Source organism: Nonomuraea sp. NPDC050451, assembly GCF_044458585.1.
Window position 1 is genome coordinate 107,335 of the sequence record NZ_JBITHZ010000030.1, and the last position, 20,522, is coordinate 127,856.

Sequence of the window (20,522 nt, forward strand, 5' to 3'; positions counted from 1 at the left end):
GATCGACGATCGCGGGCGTGGCCTGCGGATCGTCCTCGCAGTGGCCGACGAGGTGACGATCCGGCCGCGCCGGCACGGCGAGCAGGGCACCGCGGTCCGGCTACGGGTGCCCGTCCGCACCACGCACGCGAGCGCGGCAGCGGCTGATTCGGCCCCGCCGCAGGTGCTCCTCGTGGATGGTGGACAGGTTCGCCGGCCGATCGTTGTCCTCGTTCCTGGAGGCCGAAGGCCACCCAACGGTGGTGACGGGATCGGCAGAGGACGGCCGCGCCGCGTCGGTGAGCCCACCTCGGTTGGCGATCGCCGACCTGATGACCTCCAACGGGCTGACCGTCCAGCTCTGCGAGGACCTGACGCAGGCGGGAGTTCCGGTCCTGGCCATGTCGATCCTTCCGTCGCCTGCGAACCTGCGATCGAGCCGCTTCCTGCGCAATCCGGTGCATCCGCTGCAGGTGCTGGTGGCGGTGCGGCTGCTGATCGAGCCGTCTGCCACAGGTGTCGCCTCGGAGGTACCCCATGCCTGAGCGGCGGCTGGCGAGCGGGCAGCCCAGACTCGACGTGATCCTCGGCGGTGGTCTGATCAACCCGTCGATCGCTCTCATCGCGGGCCTGCCGGGCAGCGGCAAGACCGTACTGGCGCAGCAATACGCGTTCGCGAACGGGACCGAGCAACTACCCGCGATCTACTTCAGCACCGTCGCGGAACCGCTGAGCAAGATCCTGTACTTCGGCGAAGCCCTGGCGTTCTTCGCCCCTGACCGCGTCGGCCGGTCGGTGCTGTTCGAGGACCTCAGCGGCGAGCTCGACGACGGGCCGAGCGGCAGCCATGTTCGCTTCTGATCATCGACAGCTTCCGGGCGCTGCGCTATCGCGGGGGCCCGCCAAGCGCAAGGACGCGCTGCTGTTGCGGGCGGTCGAGGAAGACGGCGCGAAGGTCCAGTGGGAGTGCTGCGCGAGTTCGGCGGCGGAATTACCGGCCGGGAGGTGGAGACGGGGCGGACGATCGCCGAACTGCTGGACGCCGCCGCCGCCCGCCGCCACGTACGCGAGCAGCAGGAGGCGGCCCGGCGCGCCGAAGAACAGGCCCGCCGGGAACAGGAGCGACGGCAGTACGACCAAGCCGTCGACCTCCTACGCGACCTGCACGCCCTGGCCCTCCGCGACGAACACACCGGCGCCTTCACCCAGCGCCTCACCCACCTCCGGAAACGACATCAGGGCAAGCCCAGCCTCATCAAGCGGCTCAACGACGCCGGCCTCACAGCCGAGTAACCAGCCCTTCCATACCTGGCGACCAGCGATCCGCACCAGCGGGATTCACGTGGCCACACTGCCCGGCCAGCCGAGAAGTGCGCATGGTAAGGGATGCCAACCGTTGCACGGTTGCTCGGTGGATGCTCATCGGCACCTGATACGGCATACCACCGGGCGGCATCCTCGGACATTTTGAGCACGGGCAACGCATGACATCGCGGCACAAAAGGACACGATTCGATAGTGGGCGGCATTGAGAACTGACTTTTAATCCGTAGGTTCCGGGTTCGAGCCCCGGGCGCCCTACCAGTACATCCCTTGGTCAACTAACCATCCGGCAAAGATCGACAACGGCCGTGCCGGACCAATGCCGGACCATCCCCCTAACGATCATGACGGCGAGGCGCCCTCGCCATGGACCAGCGCGACCACCTCGCCGCCCCCCGCCGGCCGGTCGCCAGTCTTCCCAGACGCCCCGCCCCTCCTCTTGCGAGGGATGATCGCCACCGTGGCCTCCGCAGCCGCCTCCGCCAGCTCCGGCACAACGCTCGTGTAGACGTCCTGAGTGAAGGCGTACTGCGAGTGGCCGAGCGTCTCCGACACCACCTTCTTGTCCACCTTCGCCAGCAGCATGAACGTGGCCGCACAGTGCCGCAGGTCGTGCAGGCGGATCGGCGGCAGCCCGGCCTGGCCGACCAAGACGTCGAAGTGGTCGCCGATGTAGTCGATCCGCAGCGGCGCGCCGAGCTCGTCGGTGAACACGCGACTGGACTCGACCCACTTCTCCCTCGCCGCCAGGCGCTCACGCGTCTGCCGCGCCTTCCACGCCTTCCACGCCTTCAGCAGGCGTACGTTCTCGTCGTCCAGCGACACCGTGCGCCAGCTCGACTCGCTCTTGAGGCTGACGTCGTCGTCGACCTCGTCGCCATCGTCGTCGCCCAACAGCAGGGCCAGGGTCTTGGTCTCCAGGTCCACGTTGGGCCACTCCAGTCCCCATACCTCGCCGCGCCGAAAGCCCCTCGTGGCGACCAGGTGATAGAGCGGGTACAGCCGCTCTTCCTCCTCCTCGCAGAAATCGAGGAAGGCCCCGCATATCTGGGGCGTCCACACCATCACCGGCGCGGGCCGCTTGCCCGTCTTGCGCCACGCCTCGACGCGGGCCGCGGTCCACACCACCGGGCGCCGGCGCGGCGCCTTGGGCAGCTCGACGTGCTCGGCCGGGTTGTGCCCGATCATCTTGCGCTTGTGGGCCGAGCCGAGCGCGGAGGAGATGGTGGCGTGGATGCGGTGGATCCGCGCGGGGCCTAACCGACGGCGCTGCCACAGGCCCGGCGCCTCCTCCCCCTTGCGTACCCAGGTGGCCTGCTTGCGCGCGTTGGAGCAGCGTGCGCGCGCCCGCGCCGCTGAGTACTGGGAGATCCTCGGGCAGGAGTGCATCGGCCGCCACCTGGGCGCGCTCGACGTGCACCGACTACTGCCAGCGGGAAGGTGTGATGCTGGCAGGCGGCCATAGCCGAGACGTGGCTCCCTGTTCTCCCGACCCGCAGAGAAGACCCCGGCGCCGGACTTTGGCGCCGGGGTCTTCGTGTTGGGCGCACATCGCGCTCCGACTTCAAAAAGCTTATGCAGTCGCTTAAGCAGGACGATATTGAATTGAGTCTGTTTGATCTCGGGATAAGAAACCAAAAGCCTCAGGCTGGATGTCTGGGGCTTTGACGTTCTGGGCGATGGCTCCACGTCAAGGCGAGACGTCGGCGCAGCTAGCCCGCACCTCCAACCCGCCCTGCCGCACCCGACGCGGCGACGCCGAGATCGAGTGAACAATGGGACCCCCAACTGATCCTTCCGGCAGTCGGGGGTTCTCGTCGTTGGCTCAATTAACTCTGGGCGTCTACACAGACGGCTATGGCTCGCGCCTGAGCCGGATCGTTTGTCGTATTCGTCACAGTCACTACCCAGCCTGATCCACTGCCTAGAGCGTTGTCCTGGATGGCAAATGTTCCATCATTGCCGGCACCACTCGCGATGAAGCCCCCACCAGTGGCCTTCTTCCCCGCCGGGCACTGCGCGAGCTGCAAGGCGACAGTGCTGTTGGGTGGGACGTTGTCAGTAGGCCCGTTAACCACCTCGTAGCCGGTAATGCCGTCCCCGCCATTGTCTGGCGGCGGCGGTGCTGTCTGCTGTGTACTCTGCGTGCAGTTGTTGGTCTGGTTCGTGGTTGTTTGGTTGTTGTTGCCCTTGACGTCGTTTGAATTGCTCGCTGTAGGAATGCACAGTATCGAAGGTGCCACGTTCATGTTCGGGAGCAGGTTAGAGAGGACCTCCGCATTCGGTGCGACATCGTCGATGATGTCGATGACCGGATGACCATCGGCCAGCGCCGGGGAGCTGGAACCGCCAATAACGGTGGCGATGGTCGAGATGGCTAGAACTGCCGCGAATTTAACTATGCTGTTCACGCGAATCTCCTGTTGGCCGTACGTCTCTCACGGGAATGAAAGGTAGCCTTCAATGATCACCGTTCACTGAGGTCGGAGCGCTCATTGAGATCAATTGATAGATGTTTTACGCCATCGCGAGCGCGGCGAGCTCCCTCCCGCACACCAGATGATCGGCCACACCTCCGTATGGCGGCCCGCCACCATCACGAGCTGGAAGCGCCCCGGACAAGGCACCGGCGGCGGCCGGCCACGCAAGGACACGCCCGAGGCATGACGATGGCGCCTGGCCCAATTTGATCTCTTGTGTGGATCTCAAATCACGCGTTGGCCTGTCTTTGGCTGGCCGACTACCGTGCGCAGGCTGGACTAGCACATATGCGCCTGTGGTGGATCATCCCGGCCGTGGCGGCGGTCGTTGTTGCGGTGGGGGTCACCGCGTGGTGGCTAATGTCGGGCCTGCCCCCGCTGAAAGGTGCCGAGGCAGCGACTGCGCAGATCGAGATCGTCCGTACTGCGCTCGCCGCCGGGGCGGGCGCAGGTGCAGCGATCACGCTGATATTGGCCTTCCGCCGGCAGCGCCACCACGAGGTCGTCGCCGCGAGCACCGAGCACGACGCTAGCGAGCGTCGGGTCACCGAGCTGTACACCAAAGCTGTCGAGCAGCTCGGCAACGACCAGGCCCCGGTCCGCCTCGGCGGGCTGTACGCCCTGGAACGCCTAGCCCGGGACACTCCGGTGCTGAGCCAGACGATCGTGGACGTGATCTGCGCCTACCTCCGCATGCCCTACATTCCGCCCCCCGAGCGCGGCGAGAGGATCCGCGCAGCGCAGCGGGCCGCCCGTGCTAAGGACGCGGCACACTTGGGCGTGGCCGTTGGCCGGGACCCGCACGAGGAACTGCAGGTACGCCTCACCGCCCAGCGCACCCTGGCCAACCTCCTACGCTACGTCCCGGCCCCATCCAGGCGCTGGCTGCGACGCTGTCGCACCGAGCCCAACCCGTGGCACTGGCCCGCTACCCGCCTCGACCTCACCGGCGCGACTCTGGTCGACTTCGACCTCCGTGACTGCCACATCGGCGAGGCCCGGTTCAGCGATGCGACCTTCACCGGCACCAACTGGTTCGATGGGGCGATCTTCACCGCCCCCGTCCAGTTCGATGGGGCGACCTTCACCGGCACCGCCGGGTTCCATAGGGTGACCTTCACCCGCACCGCCTGGTTCCATGAGGCAGCCTTCACGGGCACCACTGGGTTCGAGGAGGTGACGTTCGCCGACACTGCCTGGTTTGGCAAGGTGACGTTCGCAGGCTTCACCGCGTTCAGCGAAGCGACATTCACGGGCACCGCCGGGTTCGACCGGGCGAACTTCACGGACACTGCCGTGTTCCATGGGGCGGCCTTCACCGACACCGCAGCCTTCTACGGAGCGACCTTCACTGGTCCCGCCGGATTCGACCGGGCGACCTTCACCGGTCCTGCCCGATTCGACCAGGCGACCTTCACGGGCACCACTGGGTTCGAGGAAGTGACGTTCGCCGACGCCGCCGTGTTCGACGGGGCACAAGGTTTGGAGGCGGCGGAGCTGACCGGTGTGCGGCTGGCACCGGTGCCCAGTGAGGTGCTGCGGAAGTGGCCGCCACAGTGGCGGGAGGTTCCGGCGGCGGACGGGTGGTCTACGCTGCGCCTGGCCTCGGAGGAGGTGCCAGACGGCGGGCAGGAGGAAGAGCCGGAGGATTGACACAGGAGTGCCTACCAACAGCTCGGCCTTATGACTGCGGCACTACCCGCACCTCTGATGAGCTATAAGCCATGGAAAAGCGATGGGGCGATGAGTGGCGTCCCGGTATGCGCGTTCGCATACCGATGGTTGCGCCCGGTGGGTATGCCATGCGGGACGGCACGATCACAAATCGTTCATGGGGGCGAGACCGCGGGAAGCCCATCTGGTGGTTTACGGTCAGGTTCGATGGCGATCCGGAGACGCACGTGTTCGGGCCGGGCCGGATCGCCGTCGGGATCGAGAATGCAAAGAAGGCAGCCGAGGCCGAATGAGGTCCACCCCGGTCATGGACCCTCCCACACCGGCTCAGCACACCAACACGATGACCACCACACTGGGGATCAAGGGGGTGTTGACATGGAGACCGGAACAACGCCATGACCGGCCCAACGCGCGATGGTAATGGACGCTTCGACCGCGACCCCGAGACCGCCCGGCGCGACGCCGAGGCGTGCCGTCTGCGCGCCCAGAACCTGACCTACCGGCAGATCGCCGCCGAGCTCGGCGTGGACGTCCACACCGCCTACGACGCCGTGCAGCGGGGTCTGCGTGACACCCTGCAGGAGCCGGCCGATGAGGTGCGCCGGCTGGAGCTGGACCGGCTCGACGAGCTCGCGCAGAAGGCCCGTGAGGTGATGCTGGGCACGCACTACCTGGTGTCGCAGGGCCGGGTTGTCCGGCTCACCCGTGGCGGTGCGCCGATCGAGGACGACGGGCCGGCCCTGCAGGCGATTGACCGGCTACTGCGTATCCAGGAGCGGCGTGCGCGGCTGCTCGGCCTGGACTCGCCGCAGCGCGTCTCGATCGACGCGCAGCAGCTGGGCGAGGAGATCCTGTGGGGCTCAATAATTAGGTTCGACGTCTGGCCTGCTGGTTCTTGGTGGTGTCAGATGGCGATCCGGTACTCGTTGATGAGGCCACCGAGGATGGTTCTGCGGTGGACGCGATGGCTGGCCAGGTCGACTGGCCATGGCGGTCCGGCTTCAGCTTGGGATGGGCTCAACTGCCCGATACCGCGGTGGGGCCGGGCACTGTTGTAATGCTCCAGGTATCTGATGAGAGTCCGGCGCAGGTGTTGCTCGTTGAGGATGAGCGTGCGGTCGAGGAGTTCGCGGCGTAGGGTGCCGATCATTCTCTCGCAGTGTGCGTTGGCTTTCGGGGCTTGTGGCGGGCTCTTGAGGACGCGCAGGCCTGCGTCGGCGAAGACCGTGTCGAAGGCATTGGTGAACTGGCCAGCACGGTCGCGGATCAGGAACTTGATGCTCGTCGTGTCGGTGTCCATGAGGAAGTTGCGGGCGGCCTGGGTGGTCCATTCGCCCGTGGAGTTGGCGGTGACACCGAGCAGGTGGGCGCGGCGGCTGCGGTGTTCGAGCAGGACCAGGGCGTATATGCGTTTGAGGTTGATGGTGTCGACGTGCAGGAAGTCGACGGCGACGATGTGCTCGGCCTGGGCGACCAGGAACTGCTTCCACGTTGGCCCGCTGCGGCGCGGGGCGGGGTCGATCCCGGCCTGGTTCAGGATGTTCCACACAGTAGAAGCGGCGATCTTGTGACCGAGGCAGGTCAGTTCGCCGTGGATCCGCCTGTGGCCCCAAGTGGGGTTGTCGGCGGCCATGCGCAGCACCAGGGCCTTGACCGCAGCCGCGGTGGGCGGCCTCCCGGGACGGCGCCGCCAGTTGTAGTCCCACTTGTTCGCCACGAGCTTGCGGTGCCAGGTCAGCAGGGTAGCCGAGGAGATCGAGAAGATCTTCGCCCAGCGGCGTCGGGGCATCAGAGATGAGAGCGCCGCCAACCACAGGCGATCGGCCGGCTCATAGCGCACCCGTGGGACCTGACGGCGCAGAACCGCGTTCTCGTGCCTGAGCACCAGCAATTCCGCCTCCTTGGAGACGTCACTGCGAAACAACAGCGCGGGCAGAGACAGCAGACGTCGAGTGACGGCGTACACCGTGGACAAGAGCACGAACGATGATCTCAGGCAATCCGAACACCAGTCGCCCACTGTCCCAGGAACGCCCGGCCCAACCAGGCGATGAACCCCGGCGCCGGCGGCGAATCGTGTTCTTGAGCCCCACAGGATCGGATCCCAGCCGAGCTGGGTGATCTGCCAGTGCACGCCGATCCGTGCCTTCTCGAAGATGACGTCCGGCCAGCGCACCCCGACTCCCTCACCACGCCGCAGTTGTCATGACGGAGCGGGTCGGGTCGCACGGCGGTGCGCTCTGGCGGGAGGAGTTCCCGGTGATGGTGTCGTGGGCGTTCGGCCCGTGATCACCTGGGTCGCCACCAGCCCGGTTCGCCCGTGGGCCCGGGGCCTGACCATCCGGCTTCAGCGGTCTCGCTCCGGCAGGCGCACCCACAGATCCGGCGGGCCGATGATGGCCCGGGCGTCGGGCAGTCGCAGCCCTGCCTTGGCGCACACATATGCCACGGCCTCGCCCTGGTAGAGGTATTCGGCCAGAATCTCGTCGGCCGTCAGGTGTCCGCCCGCGTCGCCGCCGCCGGGAAGTGTGTCGGAGTCCTCGATCACTCCATCGCGGCTGACAAGTCCTTGGTCGCCGCTCTTGGGGTTGGCGAACAGGCTGTAGCAGACCGTTCCCTCGGACAACGGCAAGGTCACTTCGGGAGTGGAGGGGATGTACCCCCAGGGTTGGGTGACGACGCATCCACCGGGGACGTCGGTGATTCCGACGATTCCCAGATGGGCGTCGGGATCGGCCCAAGGATCTTCCAGGACCGGCTCCATAGTGGTGTCGTCCACCGGCCGGGCTTCCAGACGCCGCGCAGCCTCAGTCGTGGTGAGATCCGCCACGCAGGCCACACCCATGTAGTCGTCGATGTCGGCCAGCGCGGCGATCAGCCGGTGCGCCTCCGCGGCCGTCGCGGCCTCGTCGGGGGTCAGGCCGGGGTGCCCGGCGGGGACCGGGAACAGGTCCGGGGTCGGACCGGCGAGGGCGAGCCGTCCAGGAGACCATCCGGCCATCATGGGCCGCCAGGGGTCCGCACTGGCGGCGACCAGGGTGCGGGCGTTGTCCAGGCGATGGGCGAACACCGCCGTCCACAGGGCGGTCCGGTCGTCGAACTCGGCATCGACGTCGTCGACGCGACGGGCCAGCTCGGCCACCGTCTCAGGAGTCCCCCATTCGGCCGCGAAGTGCAGGGGCCTTCCCTCGTAACCGCCGAAGGCGTAGACGCCCGAGTCGGGGTCGGCGCCCGCTTCCAGCCTGGCGCGGATCGCCGCGAGGTCAGCCCATCCATGCCCATCGATTCCGGACCATCCCGCCGGTAGCGGCTCGGTCATGACGCTCCCTCGGATTGGCATGTCATGGACGGGGACGATTATTCCGTATCAGAACGGGCCGCCGAACCGCCTCGGCCCTCTGCCGAGTGACAGAGGGCCGAGGTCGGGTTCAGCTTCTGGTTCTCACCAAGAAGGGGTCCTTGTCGGCGAGTCTATTTCTCGAGTAGAAGGTTCTGAGCCAGGTCCATCCATGGTTCCTGTTCTGCAGGCCATTGATGGGTCTGACGGAGTAGTCGTTCCCCACTTTTCCCTGGTACGTGCTGGCGAAGGGGAACTCATCGCACTGCAGACCGGCCTGGGTGTAGTGCTGTACCCACTTCAGGCTCGGGTTCAGCTCCCAGTAGTACAGGTCGCATTCGCCCTTCGTCAGATGGCCGTTCACCTGCCTTTCCCAGTTGAACTTCTTCCGATTCTCATCCGCGTTCTTCTTGCCCAGGAGACGGGTCAGTGGATTCGATCCCGGGACGTCGGCGTTGCCCGGGATGGTCTTGACCTGGCGCACGTTGTTCACCAGTTTGTAGGGCCAGGTGTTCTTGTTGTCCGGTGTCTTCAGGGCGTCGGCGATATGGTCGATGACCGCGTCCATGGGTTTCCCGGCCGCTGTCGCCGCGCTCTTCGACATCGTGAAGACGGGGGTGACGGTGAAGATGCAGGCGCCGGTGTGCACACCATAGGTGTTGTTCGCCGCCGCTCTCACCGTGCTCGGGGGGTCCTCGTCCTCCTGTCCGAGGGTGAGTTCGTCACAACGGGTGGTCGGGGCGTACGCGTGGCTGGGGCCACCGCAGACGCGTGTGGTTCCGATGACCTTGCCCACGTCCAAGCCCTTGTCGTCGAAGCAGCCGGTGTTCCACAGCGGGATCGCCTGCTTGTCCCAGGTTTCGTCGACCTCGCCGTCCGAGTCCCACTCGTCCAGGGTGTTGTACAGCCGGGGACGAAGCGTGCAGGTGCTGACACGGTCGCTGTCGGGGTCGGAGTAGAAGCGGAAGAAGGTGTCACCGCTGGCCTTGAACTTAGCGATGCTGTCCCGGAACGTGTAGATGCCGTCCGCGTACTCCTGCCAGCCCTTGGCCTTCATCTGGCTGAGGACGGCGGGAGTGAGGTTACATGTGGAGCCGCTTTCGCCCTTCGAGCTGATCACCAGGCCGATCCGATACTCGTCGAGTTTGTCGGCCGGGATCTCCTTGCCGTCGAGGTACGCCACGATGTTGCCCAGCCGGGTCCACATCGAGATCGTCTGCGGAGTCAGGCCCGTTCCGCCGATCACCCCCGCGCCGTCGGCGGTCCCCAGGTATGTGTGGTAGACGGTCGTGGCCTCCACGAGATAGCCGTCCTCCACCTGCGGCCGGACGTACTCTCCCTTCTTGATGTAGTCGCCGACGCCGATGAGCTTGCTCCAGCAGGCGTTGTAGCGGGAGGACTTCTGCCAGCCGAAGCTGGCATTCGGCTGCGGCGCGTTCCGGCGGCCCTCCGAGCACATTTCAAGGCTCATGTGCTCATAGTCGAAATCGGCGTTCTGTACGGCGGTGGCCTCCGCCTTCTTCGGAGTGCTTGCCTGGCCGGAGTCACCGAGATCGATCTTGACCGACTGCCATTCCGTCCACGAGGACACCGCGGCGGCCGATGTGGCGCGGGCACGCCATCGCACCTGCCACCCGTCCTTCAGCTTCCCGCCGGGCACCCGAGCGATTCCCACAGATCCAGCGGCGATCTCTGCGCTTCCGGACCAGATTCTGCCCTTGCCCTGCGACCGGGCGCCGGGGTCGTGCTCGACCTCGACTTCCACGGTGGAGTGCCGCGTCAACCGGCCGGACACCTTGACCATGAGCTCCGGGGCCGTGGTCGGTACGACGGCCTCCTCAGCCTTCGAGGAGCGGGTCCACAACCTGTCGATGGACAGCGGGGCCTTGGCCGTAGCACGTAGTTGCCGCGGTTCCGCCGAGCCGGCCAGGAAAGTCCACCCGTAGGGCTCCTCGATGGCGTTGCCCGCGGTGTCCGAGGCCGCGGTGATCTCAGCCCAGTAGTAGAAGTCCAGCGGTTCGTCCGGCGTGAACGTCAACACCGTGTTACGGGCGCTCATCGTGACGCTGCCGGGAACCTCCTCGTCGTCGATGTCGGTCAGGACGAAGTTCACGTTGGTCACCGGCTCGCTGAAGGTGACCTTCACCGTGGCGTCGGCCGGCACGTTCTCGGCTCCGTCGGCCGGTTCCACCGCGAGGATCGTCGGCGGTGTCGTGTCCGAACCTGGGGGAGGTGTCGTGGGAGTCGAGCTGGGACCGGCGTTGTCGGTGTAGGTCACCTTCAACGTCGGCGGATGGGCCTCGGCCTCCTCGGTTTCCGACGCGTGGAAGCCGCGGTCGTACTGGGGGGCGCTGGTGGATTCGTCAACCCCGCGCACCATCAGGCCGTGGTTGTCCTGGCCCGATGCCCAGCGCCGCACGATGTCGGTTACCGGCCAGGTCCACGCGACATCGCTCGGCGGCGAATCGCCGATGCATCCGCCGGGGTCCTTGGCGAGCGCCTCGCCGTTGGTGGTGGTCTGCGGCTGATTGCGCCAACTCAGGGTTTCGGCACTCCACGCCCCGGTGACCTGCTGCGCCTTGAGACCCGAGTCGGCGGCGCCGCAACCGAAGGAAGCCGAATTCCACAGCTCCAGCTTGGCCTCGGTGATCGCCTTACCCGCCAGCGCCGAGGTGTCGAACTTCAGGTAGGTCCGCTCGATGGCCCTCGGAGCGCTACTGCCGTACGCACCCGCCCACACAGTGGGGCCATTAGGGCCGACCGTCCCTTGGTCATCGAGCCAGGTGTCGGTCTGCACCGGCAACGTGATCGTCTTCGGAACCGATGGCGCCTGTACCGTCGTGAAGGACCAGACATGCGGGGTGGCCATGATGTTGCCCGCGGTGTCTTTGGCTTTGCTCGCTTCGGCGGTGTAGGTGGCGCTGTGGGCCAGGGGTTGTTGTGGGGTGAAGGTCAGGATCTTGTTGGTGCTGTCCATCGCCGCGGCGCCGGTGATGGCGGTGCCCTGCACGTCCTTGAGGATGATCTCCGCTTCGGACACCGGCTCGCTGAAGGTGGCCCGCACAGGTGTGGCGACCGGTACGTCGGTGGCGTCCTTGGCCGGGTCGGTCCCGCTCACCGTCGGCGCGGTCGTGTCAGGCGCCGCCGTGGTGAAGGACCAGACATGCGGGGTGGCCATGATGTTGCCCGCGGTGTCTTTGGCTTTGCTCGCTTCGGCGGTGTAGGTGGCGCTGTGGGCCAGGGGTTGTTGTGGGGTGAAGGTCAGGATCTTGTTGGTGCTGTCCATCGCCGCGGCGCCGGTGATGGCGGTGCCCTGCACGTCCTTGAGGATGATCTCCGCTTCGGACACCGGCTCGCTGAAGGTGGCCCGCACAGGTGTGGCGACCGGTACGTCGGTGGCGTCCTTGGCCGGGTCGGTCCCGCTCACCGTCGGCGCGGTCGTGTCAGGTCCCGTCGTGGTGAAGGACCAGGAATGCGGAGACATGACGTTGTCCCACAGGTCCGTCGCGCCGCTGACGGTCGCGGTGTAAACGGTGCCGGACTTCAGCGGCTGACCGGGTGTGAAGGTGACGGTGGCGTTGCCATACTCACCGGTTTCGCCCGTCGTGGTGGCCACGACGCCGCCGTCGGCGTCCTTCAGGACGAGGTCGGCGCCGCGTACGTCCTCACTGAAGGTGACGGTGACGCCGGTGTCGGTCGGTACGTCGCTCGCGCCATCAGCCGGCGTCGTTTCGATGACGGACGGCGGAGCCGAGTCACCGACGTCAGGATTGGTGGGAGACTCGTCACTCTCCCCCTCCAGCGGCTGCAGCTCGGGGATGGTGCTGTCGGTCTCCGCGTAACGCTGGGTCTCGATCGCCCTGACCTGTTCGGTGCTGAGGACGCTGGTGTCGGGGGTGGCGAGCAGGACCTCCTCCATCGCCAGAGCCTCGCCGTAGGTGGGGAAGGACGTCAGATCCCCGCTGGAGTTGAACACCACCCTGACGCGGTCCGCGGGCGTGTAGTCGATGAACAGCACCGGGCCGCGTCCGTCCGTGCCGGTGTACTGGTCGGAGCGGTATTGGCGCCAGTTGGCTCCGGCGGCGCCCTCGGTGGCGGCGCGGATCATCAGCCCATAGTCCGACGTCCCGTCGGCCCACTGCTGCACGATGTCCTGGATCGAGTAGTACAGCTCGCCGCTACCCGAGCAGCCTGCCAGCGTGGCGCTGTAGCCGCCGGTGTTGACCACCGCGTTGGTGCCGGTGCTGGAGGGCTGGTTGGCCCAGGTCAAGGTGGAGTAGTGATAGGCCGAGGTGAGCCGGCGCGCGACGATGCCCACGCCTACACTGGTGCCGCATCCGTTGGCGTGGTAGTTCCACAACCGCAGGTCGGCGTCGTGGATGGTGGCGAAGTCCAGGTGGGTGCCATTGATCACGTAACGCAGGTAGGTGCGCCACAACTCCCCATCGGCCGACTTTCCCGCCCGAAGCCAGGTGGAGAGGGTCGCCGAGTTGGGGTACTGCACGCTGGAGACGAAGGTGTCGGAGGAGTCTCCCGCGCCGATCCACTCCCCGCTCATCGGCACGATCACCGGGTAGGCCACCGACGGATCGGCCAGGAAGGCAGCGTCGGGGGTCAGCACCAGCGAGGTGTTGCCGGAGGCGTCGGTGGTCACCGAGGTGTCCACCTTGCCGATCTTGCCCTGTTCTGGCGACTCGATGGCCTTGGCGTCAACCGCCTGCGCCGCCAGTGGCCTGCTCTCCGCCGCGCCCTGCGCCGACATGAGCTGGGGCTTGCCGTCACGGGTGCCGTACGTCCTGCCCTCGGGCAGGGTGACGGACAGGGGGATCTTTATCGGGCTCTTCGGACGCGTACGCAGCACGACGTCCTGAGCGAACCCGTTCGGGAGGGCGGTGAGCACCAGGTCGGCGCCCTCTGCCACCACATCCCGATAAGTGATCTTGTTTCCGTCCACGGTCGGCTTGGGCAGCTTGTTGTTCCAGCCGATGGCGACGGTTCCGTCCTTGTCCTTGGCGGTAACCAGGGTCTTGTCACCCTCGCCGCCGAAGGTCAGCGGAGTCTTGACCAGCTTGGCCGCCAGCGCGCCGTCGGACTTGGTCACGATCGAGGTGTCGACCGGCTGCCAGGACTTCTTGCTGTCCTTGCTGGACACTTTGAGCTGCACCGGTTCGGTGCTCAGCTCAGCGTGCAGCGTCTTGCCGTCGGTGTTGGCCCACACCTTCATGGTCTCGGTGTAGTGCGAGGGTAAGGCGACCCGTTTGCCGGTCTTGACGGCTTTCGCCTTGGCCGCCACCACCTTCTCGTCCACCACGGGACTGCCGCCCCGCGGCTTCGAAGGCGCCGAACTCGGCGCAGGTGCCGGCTCGGTGTGCTGCTCCGCCCAGGACGGAGCTGAGGCCAAGCTCAGGGCCATCGTCGCAGCCACGGCAGCGGCGGCGGCCCTCGCCAGGCGTCTGCTCCGATGCCTGGGACCGGGTAAGTGCGGTGCTGTCTCCCCGTTTCGCACCAGCAGTGTCACGTAACACTCCTCTGCACACAGCAGAGTGGCCATGTCGCCATGGCCACTCGAACGGATGTTCTAGACACAGAAATATCATCCAGATCAACGCAAATACAGTCTTTGATCAAGCTGCCTTTCGTGATAGCCCCATGGGCAATGTCGAAGAGGGTGCACCCGGTCGGTAGGTCTTGCCCCGGTTTGGTGGACACCTGATCTCTGAGGAACCCTGGTTCCCGGAAGAAGGAGTTCATTGCGCCGAACGACTATCCGCCGGAGTTTCGCCGGCAGATGGTGGAGCTGGTGCGCGTGGGACGGTCGCCGGAGGAACTCGCCAAGGAGTTCCAGCCCTCCGCGCAGTCGATTCGTGTCTGGGTGCGCCAGGCCGATCTGGATGGTGGTCGGCGTGCCGATGGCCTGACATGGGTCGAGCGCCTGATCAAACCCTCCTCTGGGCTGCGACCCTCCAAGGCGTCAGCTCGCAAATCGAACGCAAAATAGAAACGGTCAAGGAATGCCATCCACCCCCCGGTTGCTCGTCGGATGCTCTTCGGCACCTGATATGGCATACCACCGGACGGCATTCTTGGACATTTTGAGCGACGGCATTTGCGGACAGCGTGATACATTGAGAAATAACTAATATCAGCCGACTTTTAATCCGTAGGTTCCGGGTTCGAGCCCCGGGCGCCCTACCACTCCGACCTGGGTTTTCCTGTCGCTGACCGTGGCAGACTCCGCCCGAGATCTGGGAAGCCTGGCATGCCACAGGCGCTGCGACGGAGGGAATCGAGCGACGGTGAGCGTGGACCTCGAACACGAGCCCCTTAATGACCTCGCCCGCCGGGTCATCCGGTTGGCCGAGGAAACCCAGCACGCCGCTCAAGTGCTCGAACGCCGTCTGGAAGCGCTGGAACGCCGCTCCGAAGCCGCAGGCAGAGCCGAACGCATTCTGAGCATCGCCGCCAGCATGCGAACGCACCTCGGTCAGGACCGGCTGCCCGTTGAAGATCTGTACGACCCGGACACTGGACTTCCCACGTGATCATCGATTCCAGCGCCATCATCGCTGTCATCAATGGTGAGCGCGAGGCCACCCAATTCGCCCACGCCATCGCCGGCCGCCGTGTGCCGTATCTCAGCCGTCAACTACGTCGAGGCGGCCATCGTGGCGGACAACCGCGGTGAGGCCATGCGCAACGCCTTCGACACGCTCATCAATGAGATGGGCCTCATCATCGAGCCTGTAACACCCAATCAGGCCAGAATTGCGCGCCAGGCATACCAGATCTACGGCAAGGGCAACAACTCCAAGGCCAGGCTCAACATGGGCGACTGCTTCGCCTACGCTCTCGCCAAAGACTTCGACCAGCCCCTGCTCTTCAAAGGCGAGGACTTCCCGCACACCGACATCCCCCCTGCACAGCCCTGACGGTCCAGAATTCCCTCTGCCCAAGCGTGACCACCGGGGTCCTCGCCGAAAGTATTGTGTGCTGCTGTGACTCGCCGCCCCCTTGACGATCGCTTGGATAAGCTGATCGAGCAGGCTCGGCATCCTCGACCTGCCGCTGCCCGACCCGCCACCGGCCGGAGCCGAATGGATCCACGCGTTCCGGCGCTGGGCCAGGTGAGAGCATGAGCGAATACCAGTACTACGAGTTCCTGACTATCGACCGGCCGCTCACCGACCAGCAGCAGGCCGAGGTCCGCGCCCTGTCCACCCGGGCCCACATCACCGCCACCAGCTTCACCAACGAATACCACTGGGGCGACTTCCGCGGCGACCCGTCCCGCATGATGGAGCGTTACTACGACGCCCACCTGTACCTGGCCAACTGGGGCACCCACCGCATCATGCTCCGCCTGCCCAAGGCCGTGCTCGACCCCAAGCAGGCCCAACGCTACTGCGTGGGCGAGCAGGTCAGCTCCTGGACCAGCGGCGGACACCTCTTCCTCGACTTCACCAGCGAGGCGGAGGAGGAGTACTGGGAGGACGACGTCGAACGCTCGCTGTCGGCGATCGTCGGCATCCGCGCCGAGCTGGCCGCCGGGGACCTGCGGCCGCTCTATCTGGCCTGGCTGTCGGCGCACGGGGCGTGGGAGCGTGACGAGGACGCCTTCGACTACGAGGAGGAGGACGCGCTGGAGCCGCCCGTCCCGCCGGGGCTGGGTTCGCTCAGCGCGCCGCAACGGGCCCTGGCCGACTTCCTGCGCCTGGACGACGATCTCCTCGCAGCCGCCGTCGAAGCCAGCCCGCCGGCGCAACCCGTACAGCACGACCGAAAGGCCCTGGCCGCCTGGATCGGCGCTCTGCCCGCCGGGCGCAAGGACGCGCTGCTGTTGCGGGTGGTCGAGGAGGACGCCGCGAAGGTTCGGGGGGAGCTGCTGCGCGAGTTCGGCGGCGGAACCACCCGCCAGGAGGTGGAGACGGGGCGGACGGTCGCCGAGCTGCTAGACGCCGCCGCCGCCCGCCGCCACGCGCGCGAGCAGCAGGAGGCGGCCCGGCGCGCCGAAGAGCAGGCCCGCAGGGAGCAGGAGCGGCGGCGGGCCAGGGAACTTCGCCTGAACCAGCTCGCCCAGGACCTCGAAGCAGCGTGGGACGTGGTGGAGGCCTCCATCGACACCAAGAAGCCCCGCGAATACGACCAAGCCGTCGAGCTCCTTCGCGACCTGCACGCCCTGGCGATCCGCGACGATCACACCCCCACCTTCACCCAGCGCCTCACCCACCTCCGGGAACGACACCAGGGCAAGCCCAGTCTCATCAAGCGGCTCAACGACGCGGGCCTCACAGCCGAGTAACCGGCGATTCCATGTCTGGTGACTGGCGGTCCGCGCCAGCGAGATTCACGTAGCCACATCGCCCGGCCAGCCAAGAAGTGCGCATGGTCAAGCGATGCCAACCGTTGCTCGTTGGATGCTCATCGGCACCTGATACGGCATAACACCGAGGGAATTCTCGGCCGGCCCCGCAGCCGGGCACCTGAAGTCTGCGTCGACCGTGGCTACGACCACGTGCGACACGAGGTCGCAGTGCGCCGTGAGGCGCTGGGCCCAATTGCGGCAGCGGACACACCGTTTACCTCTGCACGTTTACCGTTTACCTGTACCTGACTTTGCACATGGCCCCCGTACGCCGGCATCGATGGCGCCCGGGATACCGGACGACCCCACACCGCACCAACTCATACACCGCAACTGCCGCACTCAGCTCAACGCGGCAGGAGCGCACCGCTTCTGAACATCTGCTGGCCCTGGGGTTGCTTGAGCTGGTTGCCTGGAAACAGGCACGGCCAGTTCTTAAGGGGTGGCGGCATGGCAACATGTCGCCGCTACCCGACAAGTACCGGGCTCTGGTGCGCGAACTGGGCATCACACCGGTCATCGCCCGCCGTGGTTGCGGGAACGGCGCCGGGCTGGGCAAGCTGCGCTGGGTCGTGGAGCAGAGCTTTGCGCTGCTGCACTGGTTCCGCCGTCTGCGCGTCCGGCTGGGAGATCCGAGCCGACGTCCACGAAGCCCTGCTCAAACTCGGCTACGCCCTGATCTGCCGGCGCCGCCTCCACCACTCAAAGAGTCAGGAGTAAGTGCTGGTCCTGACTTTCGGGTGCACCACCAGACGATGGCGGTTATGACGATGACAGTGAGGGCGGGCACGAGCTGGTACGGCGAGCCGGCTCCAGCTGAGCGGTCCTGCAATGAACTGCCGAGGTCCACCCGCAGGGATGTGGCCAGGATGAAGGTAAAGGTATTGAGTACGGCGTGGAGCATGACCGCGATCTCAAGCCCGCCTGTGCGCCAGGTGATGATGGCCAGTCCGGTCCAGAGCACGAAGTACCAGACGATGATGTACGGATCCGTTGCGCCGTGGATGGCCGTGAACAGCACGCTCGAGACCAGCACCCCGGCGACCAGTCCTGCCCTTGGGTTGCGGGTCCAGCTTCCGATGACGCGGAAGATCAGACCACGCACGCCGTATTCCTCGCCCGCCGACTGTAGCGGGGTGAGGAGCATCGTGGCGATGAAGATGGCGATGAGGTCGGTCTGCGACCAAGGGGACTCCTCAACGGGCGTGAGAGCTCCGAGGATGTTGACGACCAGCCAGGCGGGACCGAAGATGAGGAGCGATCTGCCGAGCAGGTCGAAGCGGAACCGCGATGTCACGGAGTGCAGAGATGCACCGGGCACGCCGTAGAGCCACCGCTGGATGAGCATGCTCCACGGAATGAGCAGGCCGAGGGAGATCATCGAACTGGCATGGGAGAGCGGCGTGTAGTCAGTGCCGCCCAGGATCGGCGGGGTTTTGCCCATCTGTACGTCGATGAGCGCAGCCGCCCTGGCGATGACCGTCGGGAAGATGACCAAGCCCGCCAGCAGGAGGATGATCGCGAAAATGCCGCGACCGATCCGGCGTTTGTCGCCTGCGAGTACCCGGTGGTACTCCACTCCAGCTGGAATTGACGGCCCATTGCGGGGCTCGCCTGGAGTGAACAGCCAGTTCGGCTTGGTCATTGTGGTCATGGCTTCCCCTTATGGGTGTGGCTATTTCCCGGCTTTGTCGAGCAGGCTGTAACGCAGGCGAAGTGCCCGCTCAGTGCTTCCCAGAATGGCCCCGACAGCGAGGGCGAAGTTGAGCCAAATCGGTAGGTGGACGGGCGATTCGAAACGTCCGATGCTTTCGGCGATCGGGGGAATCCGCGAAACCGGTTCGGCGAGCTGCAGCAGGTTCAGGCCGACGCCGATGAGGAGCATCAGCACCGAGAGAAAACCGATCGAGCGGCTCAGCGCCGGGTGGTCGCGTTCGAGGCGGGCACGGCGCCCTTCGGCGGACTTCGGATCAGGGATGAGCTGGCGCTCCGCGCCGTCGGTGGTGACGTAGTGGCAGCGCTTGATCCCGAATGCACTGATCGCCACCTCGATGGTGCCGCCCTCGACGGGGAAGGCTGCCGGGAGTTTGGACTCGGCGTGGTGTCTGCCGTCGAGGTACAGGTGCGCTCTCGCCTTGCCGCTGCCCGTATCAGCCCGGTACGGGAGGTCGACGGCATATACCGTCTGCCGGCCATCCCGGTGGGCCAGCGGCAGGTAGAACAGTGCGCGGAAGGGCAGCTGCCACCAGCGGAGAGATTTCAACGCCCGCCCGTCTCCGTCTTGGATGCGCTTGGCTGCCCGCCGTTGCCGCCAGTCCTCGATCACGTTTCCTCGCTCGTCCTTGACCGCCGCCGTTCACTAACACACTGTGCTAGTAGCAACGCTAGCACGGCGTACTAGTACGATGTGACAGGAGGTGGCAGGTGACACAGCAAGACAAGAACACCGGCTCGCGCGAACGGATTCTCGCGGCTGCGGCGGCGATGTTTGCAGAGGATGTAGGGGCGAGGCTGAGCGTGCGTGCGGTTGCGGCACGCGCCGGGGTGAGCACGGGCTCGCTCAGGTTCCACTTTCCGACCCAGCTCGCGCTACAGGAGGCCGTGCTAGCCAGGATCTACGGCCACTTGTTGCCTGACGACCCGATCCACGACCGATCGCTACCCGCCCGAGATCGACTGGTCAACTGTCTCCGGCAAGTGCTCGCCCCCGCCGGCGTCGGGAAGCAGGCACGTGAGGCGTGGACCAAGGCGTACCAGACGTATATCGCGCCCGACCCGACCGAGGAGGCGCGCGCCGCGTATCTCGCCTTGGAGCGGGGAGGTGGGCGCCGTATCGAGTACTGGCTGACGGTTCTCGCTGACGAAGGGGCGCTGCCCAAGGAAGACCACGCACGCCGAGTGAGATTCCTGCTCACCGTCCTCAACGGACTCTCGATCGAACGAGCCCTGCCCGCCGAGGATTCGATCCTGAAGTCCGAGACCGAAACCCTCTATACGGCCGTTGACTGCGTCCTCAGAGGGATATAAGTGCGCTTTAGGCAGGCTGGTCGGAGTCAGGCTGCTGGTAGCAGCGCCGGATGACCTTGATATCGTCCTCGACCGGGTCGGGAAGGGCTCGCAGCGGGGCGGCCTGGCCCAGGGAGCGATGCGGGCGATGCTCATTGAAGTGGGCCTCGTAGATCGCCAGCACGCGTCGTAAGTGGCGGGCGTTGACGATGAGGATCCGATCGAGGAGTTCTCGGCGCAGGCCGCCGATCCAGCGTTCGGCGAACGCGTTGGCCCGCGGAGCGCGAGGGGGCGTCTTGAGGACGCGGATGCCTGCGGCCGTGAAGACTTCGTCGAACATGGCGGTGAACTTCGTATC

At 66.1% G+C, this 20,522-nt stretch carries 17 protein-coding genes and 1 pseudogene; 10 read left to right on the forward strand and 8 right to left on the reverse strand.

Going from position 1 to position 20,522, the window contains the following annotated elements:
* Window positions 1-203 precede the first annotated feature (203 nt).
* The 3 genes from ACIBI9_RS50590 (at window position 204) to ACIBI9_RS50600 (ending at window position 1,272) form a co-directional block, all read left to right on the forward strand.
* A complete protein-coding gene (locus ACIBI9_RS50590; RefSeq protein WP_397234235.1) occupies window positions 204-524 on the forward strand; it encodes a hypothetical protein in 321 nt (106 codons plus the stop codon).
* Window positions 517-840 carry an ATPase domain-containing protein gene (locus tag ACIBI9_RS50595; protein ID WP_397234237.1) on the forward strand — a complete coding sequence of 108 codons (324 nt, stop codon included), beginning with the start codon at window positions 517-519 and terminating at the stop codon, window positions 838-840. The genes ACIBI9_RS50590 and ACIBI9_RS50595 overlap by 8 nt, the downstream gene beginning before the upstream one ends.
* 105 nt (window positions 841-945) lie before the next feature.
* Complete coding sequence (locus ACIBI9_RS50600) at window positions 946-1,272, forward strand: hypothetical protein (protein WP_397234239.1); 327 nt, start codon at window positions 946-948, stop codon at window positions 1,270-1,272.
* Between the two features lie 372 nt (window positions 1,273-1,644).
* On the opposite strand, the gene ACIBI9_RS50605 is transcribed toward ACIBI9_RS50600, so the two are convergent.
* Together ACIBI9_RS50605 and ACIBI9_RS50610 are read right to left on the reverse strand one after the other, a co-directional pair.
* A complete protein-coding gene (locus ACIBI9_RS50605; RefSeq protein WP_397234241.1) occupies window positions 1,645-2,691 on the reverse strand; it encodes a tyrosine-type recombinase/integrase in 1,047 nt (348 codons plus the stop codon).
* A gap of 440 nt (window positions 2,692-3,131) precedes the next feature.
* Window positions 3,132-3,713, reverse strand: a complete 582-nt coding sequence (locus tag ACIBI9_RS50610; protein ID WP_397234243.1) for a hypothetical protein — start codon at window positions 3,711-3,713, stop codon at window positions 3,132-3,134.
* A 357-nt stretch (window positions 3,714-4,070) separates the two neighbouring features.
* Between ACIBI9_RS50610 and ACIBI9_RS50615 the strand changes: the two genes are divergently transcribed.
* On the forward strand, window positions 4,071-5,435 hold the full coding sequence (locus ACIBI9_RS50615) for a pentapeptide repeat-containing protein (RefSeq protein WP_397234244.1): 1,365 nt from the start codon (window positions 4,071-4,073) through the stop codon (window positions 5,433-5,435).
* 928 nt (window positions 5,436-6,363) lie between these two features.
* Here the strand turns inward: ACIBI9_RS50615 and ACIBI9_RS50620 are convergent.
* From ACIBI9_RS50620 to ACIBI9_RS50630, 3 genes are all read right to left on the reverse strand, one after another.
* The gene (locus ACIBI9_RS50620; RefSeq protein WP_397234246.1) at window positions 6,364-7,635 is read right to left on the reverse strand and encodes a transposase; all 1,272 of its coding nucleotides are present in this window, start codon (window positions 7,633-7,635) and stop codon (window positions 6,364-6,366) included.
* 171 nt (window positions 7,636-7,806) lie between these two features.
* Window positions 7,807-8,778 carry an ankyrin repeat domain-containing protein gene (locus ACIBI9_RS50625; RefSeq protein ID WP_397234248.1) on the reverse strand — a complete coding sequence of 324 codons (972 nt, stop codon included), beginning with the start codon at window positions 8,776-8,778 and terminating at the stop codon, window positions 7,807-7,809.
* Window positions 8,779-8,887: 109 nt separating this feature from the next.
* Window positions 8,888-14,107 carry an Ig-like domain-containing protein gene (locus ACIBI9_RS50630; protein WP_397234249.1) on the reverse strand — a complete coding sequence of 1,740 codons (5,220 nt, stop codon included), beginning with the start codon at window positions 14,105-14,107 and terminating at the stop codon, window positions 8,888-8,890.
* 477 nt (window positions 14,108-14,584) lie between these two features.
* Here ACIBI9_RS50630 and ACIBI9_RS50635 point away from each other — a divergent pair, with 477 nt between their 5' ends.
* The 5 genes and pseudogenes from ACIBI9_RS50635 to ACIBI9_RS50655 form a co-directional block, all read left to right on the forward strand.
* Window positions 14,585-14,794, forward strand: a complete 210-nt coding sequence (locus ACIBI9_RS50635; RefSeq protein WP_397234251.1) for a hypothetical protein — start codon at window positions 14,585-14,587, stop codon at window positions 14,792-14,794.
* Window positions 14,795-15,092: 298 nt separating this feature from the next.
* Window positions 15,093-15,338 carry a hypothetical protein gene (locus ACIBI9_RS50640; protein WP_397234252.1) on the forward strand — a complete coding sequence of 82 codons (246 nt, stop codon included), beginning with the start codon at window positions 15,093-15,095 and terminating at the stop codon, window positions 15,336-15,338.
* Window positions 15,339-15,419: 81 nt separating this feature from the next.
* Window positions 15,420-15,725: a type II toxin-antitoxin system VapC family toxin gene (locus tag ACIBI9_RS50645; RefSeq protein ID WP_397234254.1), complete on the forward strand. Its 306-nt coding sequence runs from the start codon at window positions 15,420-15,422 to the stop codon at window positions 15,723-15,725.
* Between the two features lie 203 nt (window positions 15,726-15,928).
* Entirely contained in the window at window positions 15,929-17,095 is a 1,167-nt protein-coding gene (locus ACIBI9_RS50650) for a hypothetical protein (protein ID WP_397234256.1), read from the forward strand.
* A 551-nt stretch (window positions 17,096-17,646) separates the two neighbouring features.
* Window positions 17,647-17,878 (forward strand): annotated as a pseudogene (locus ACIBI9_RS50655) (transposase); the annotation flags it as partial.
* On the opposite strand, the gene ACIBI9_RS50660 reads toward ACIBI9_RS50655, so the two are convergent.
* Window positions 17,817-18,812 (reverse strand): lysostaphin resistance A-like protein, encoded by a 996-nt coding sequence (locus ACIBI9_RS50660; RefSeq protein ID WP_397234258.1) that lies wholly within the window; start codon window positions 18,810-18,812, stop codon window positions 17,817-17,819. The pseudogene ACIBI9_RS50655 and the gene ACIBI9_RS50660 overlap by 62 nt on opposite strands.
* Window positions 18,813-18,833: 21 nt before the next feature.
* Window positions 18,834-19,484, reverse strand: coding sequence for a hypothetical protein (locus ACIBI9_RS50665; protein WP_397234260.1), 651 nt, complete (start codon window positions 19,482-19,484; stop codon window positions 18,834-18,836).
* 98 nt (window positions 19,485-19,582) lie between these two features.
* Here ACIBI9_RS50665 and ACIBI9_RS50670 point away from each other — a divergent pair, with 98 nt between their 5' ends.
* Entirely contained in the window at window positions 19,583-20,185 is a 603-nt protein-coding gene (locus ACIBI9_RS50670) for a TetR/AcrR family transcriptional regulator (RefSeq protein WP_397234262.1), read from the forward strand.
* Window positions 20,186-20,192: 7 nt separating this feature from the next.
* Here the strand turns inward: ACIBI9_RS50670 and ACIBI9_RS50675 are convergent, their stop codons facing one another.
* Window positions 20,193-20,504 (reverse strand): integrase core domain-containing protein, encoded by a 312-nt coding sequence (locus ACIBI9_RS50675; RefSeq protein ID WP_397234264.1) that lies wholly within the window; start codon window positions 20,502-20,504, stop codon window positions 20,193-20,195.
* Window positions 20,505-20,522: the final 18 nt, after the last annotated feature.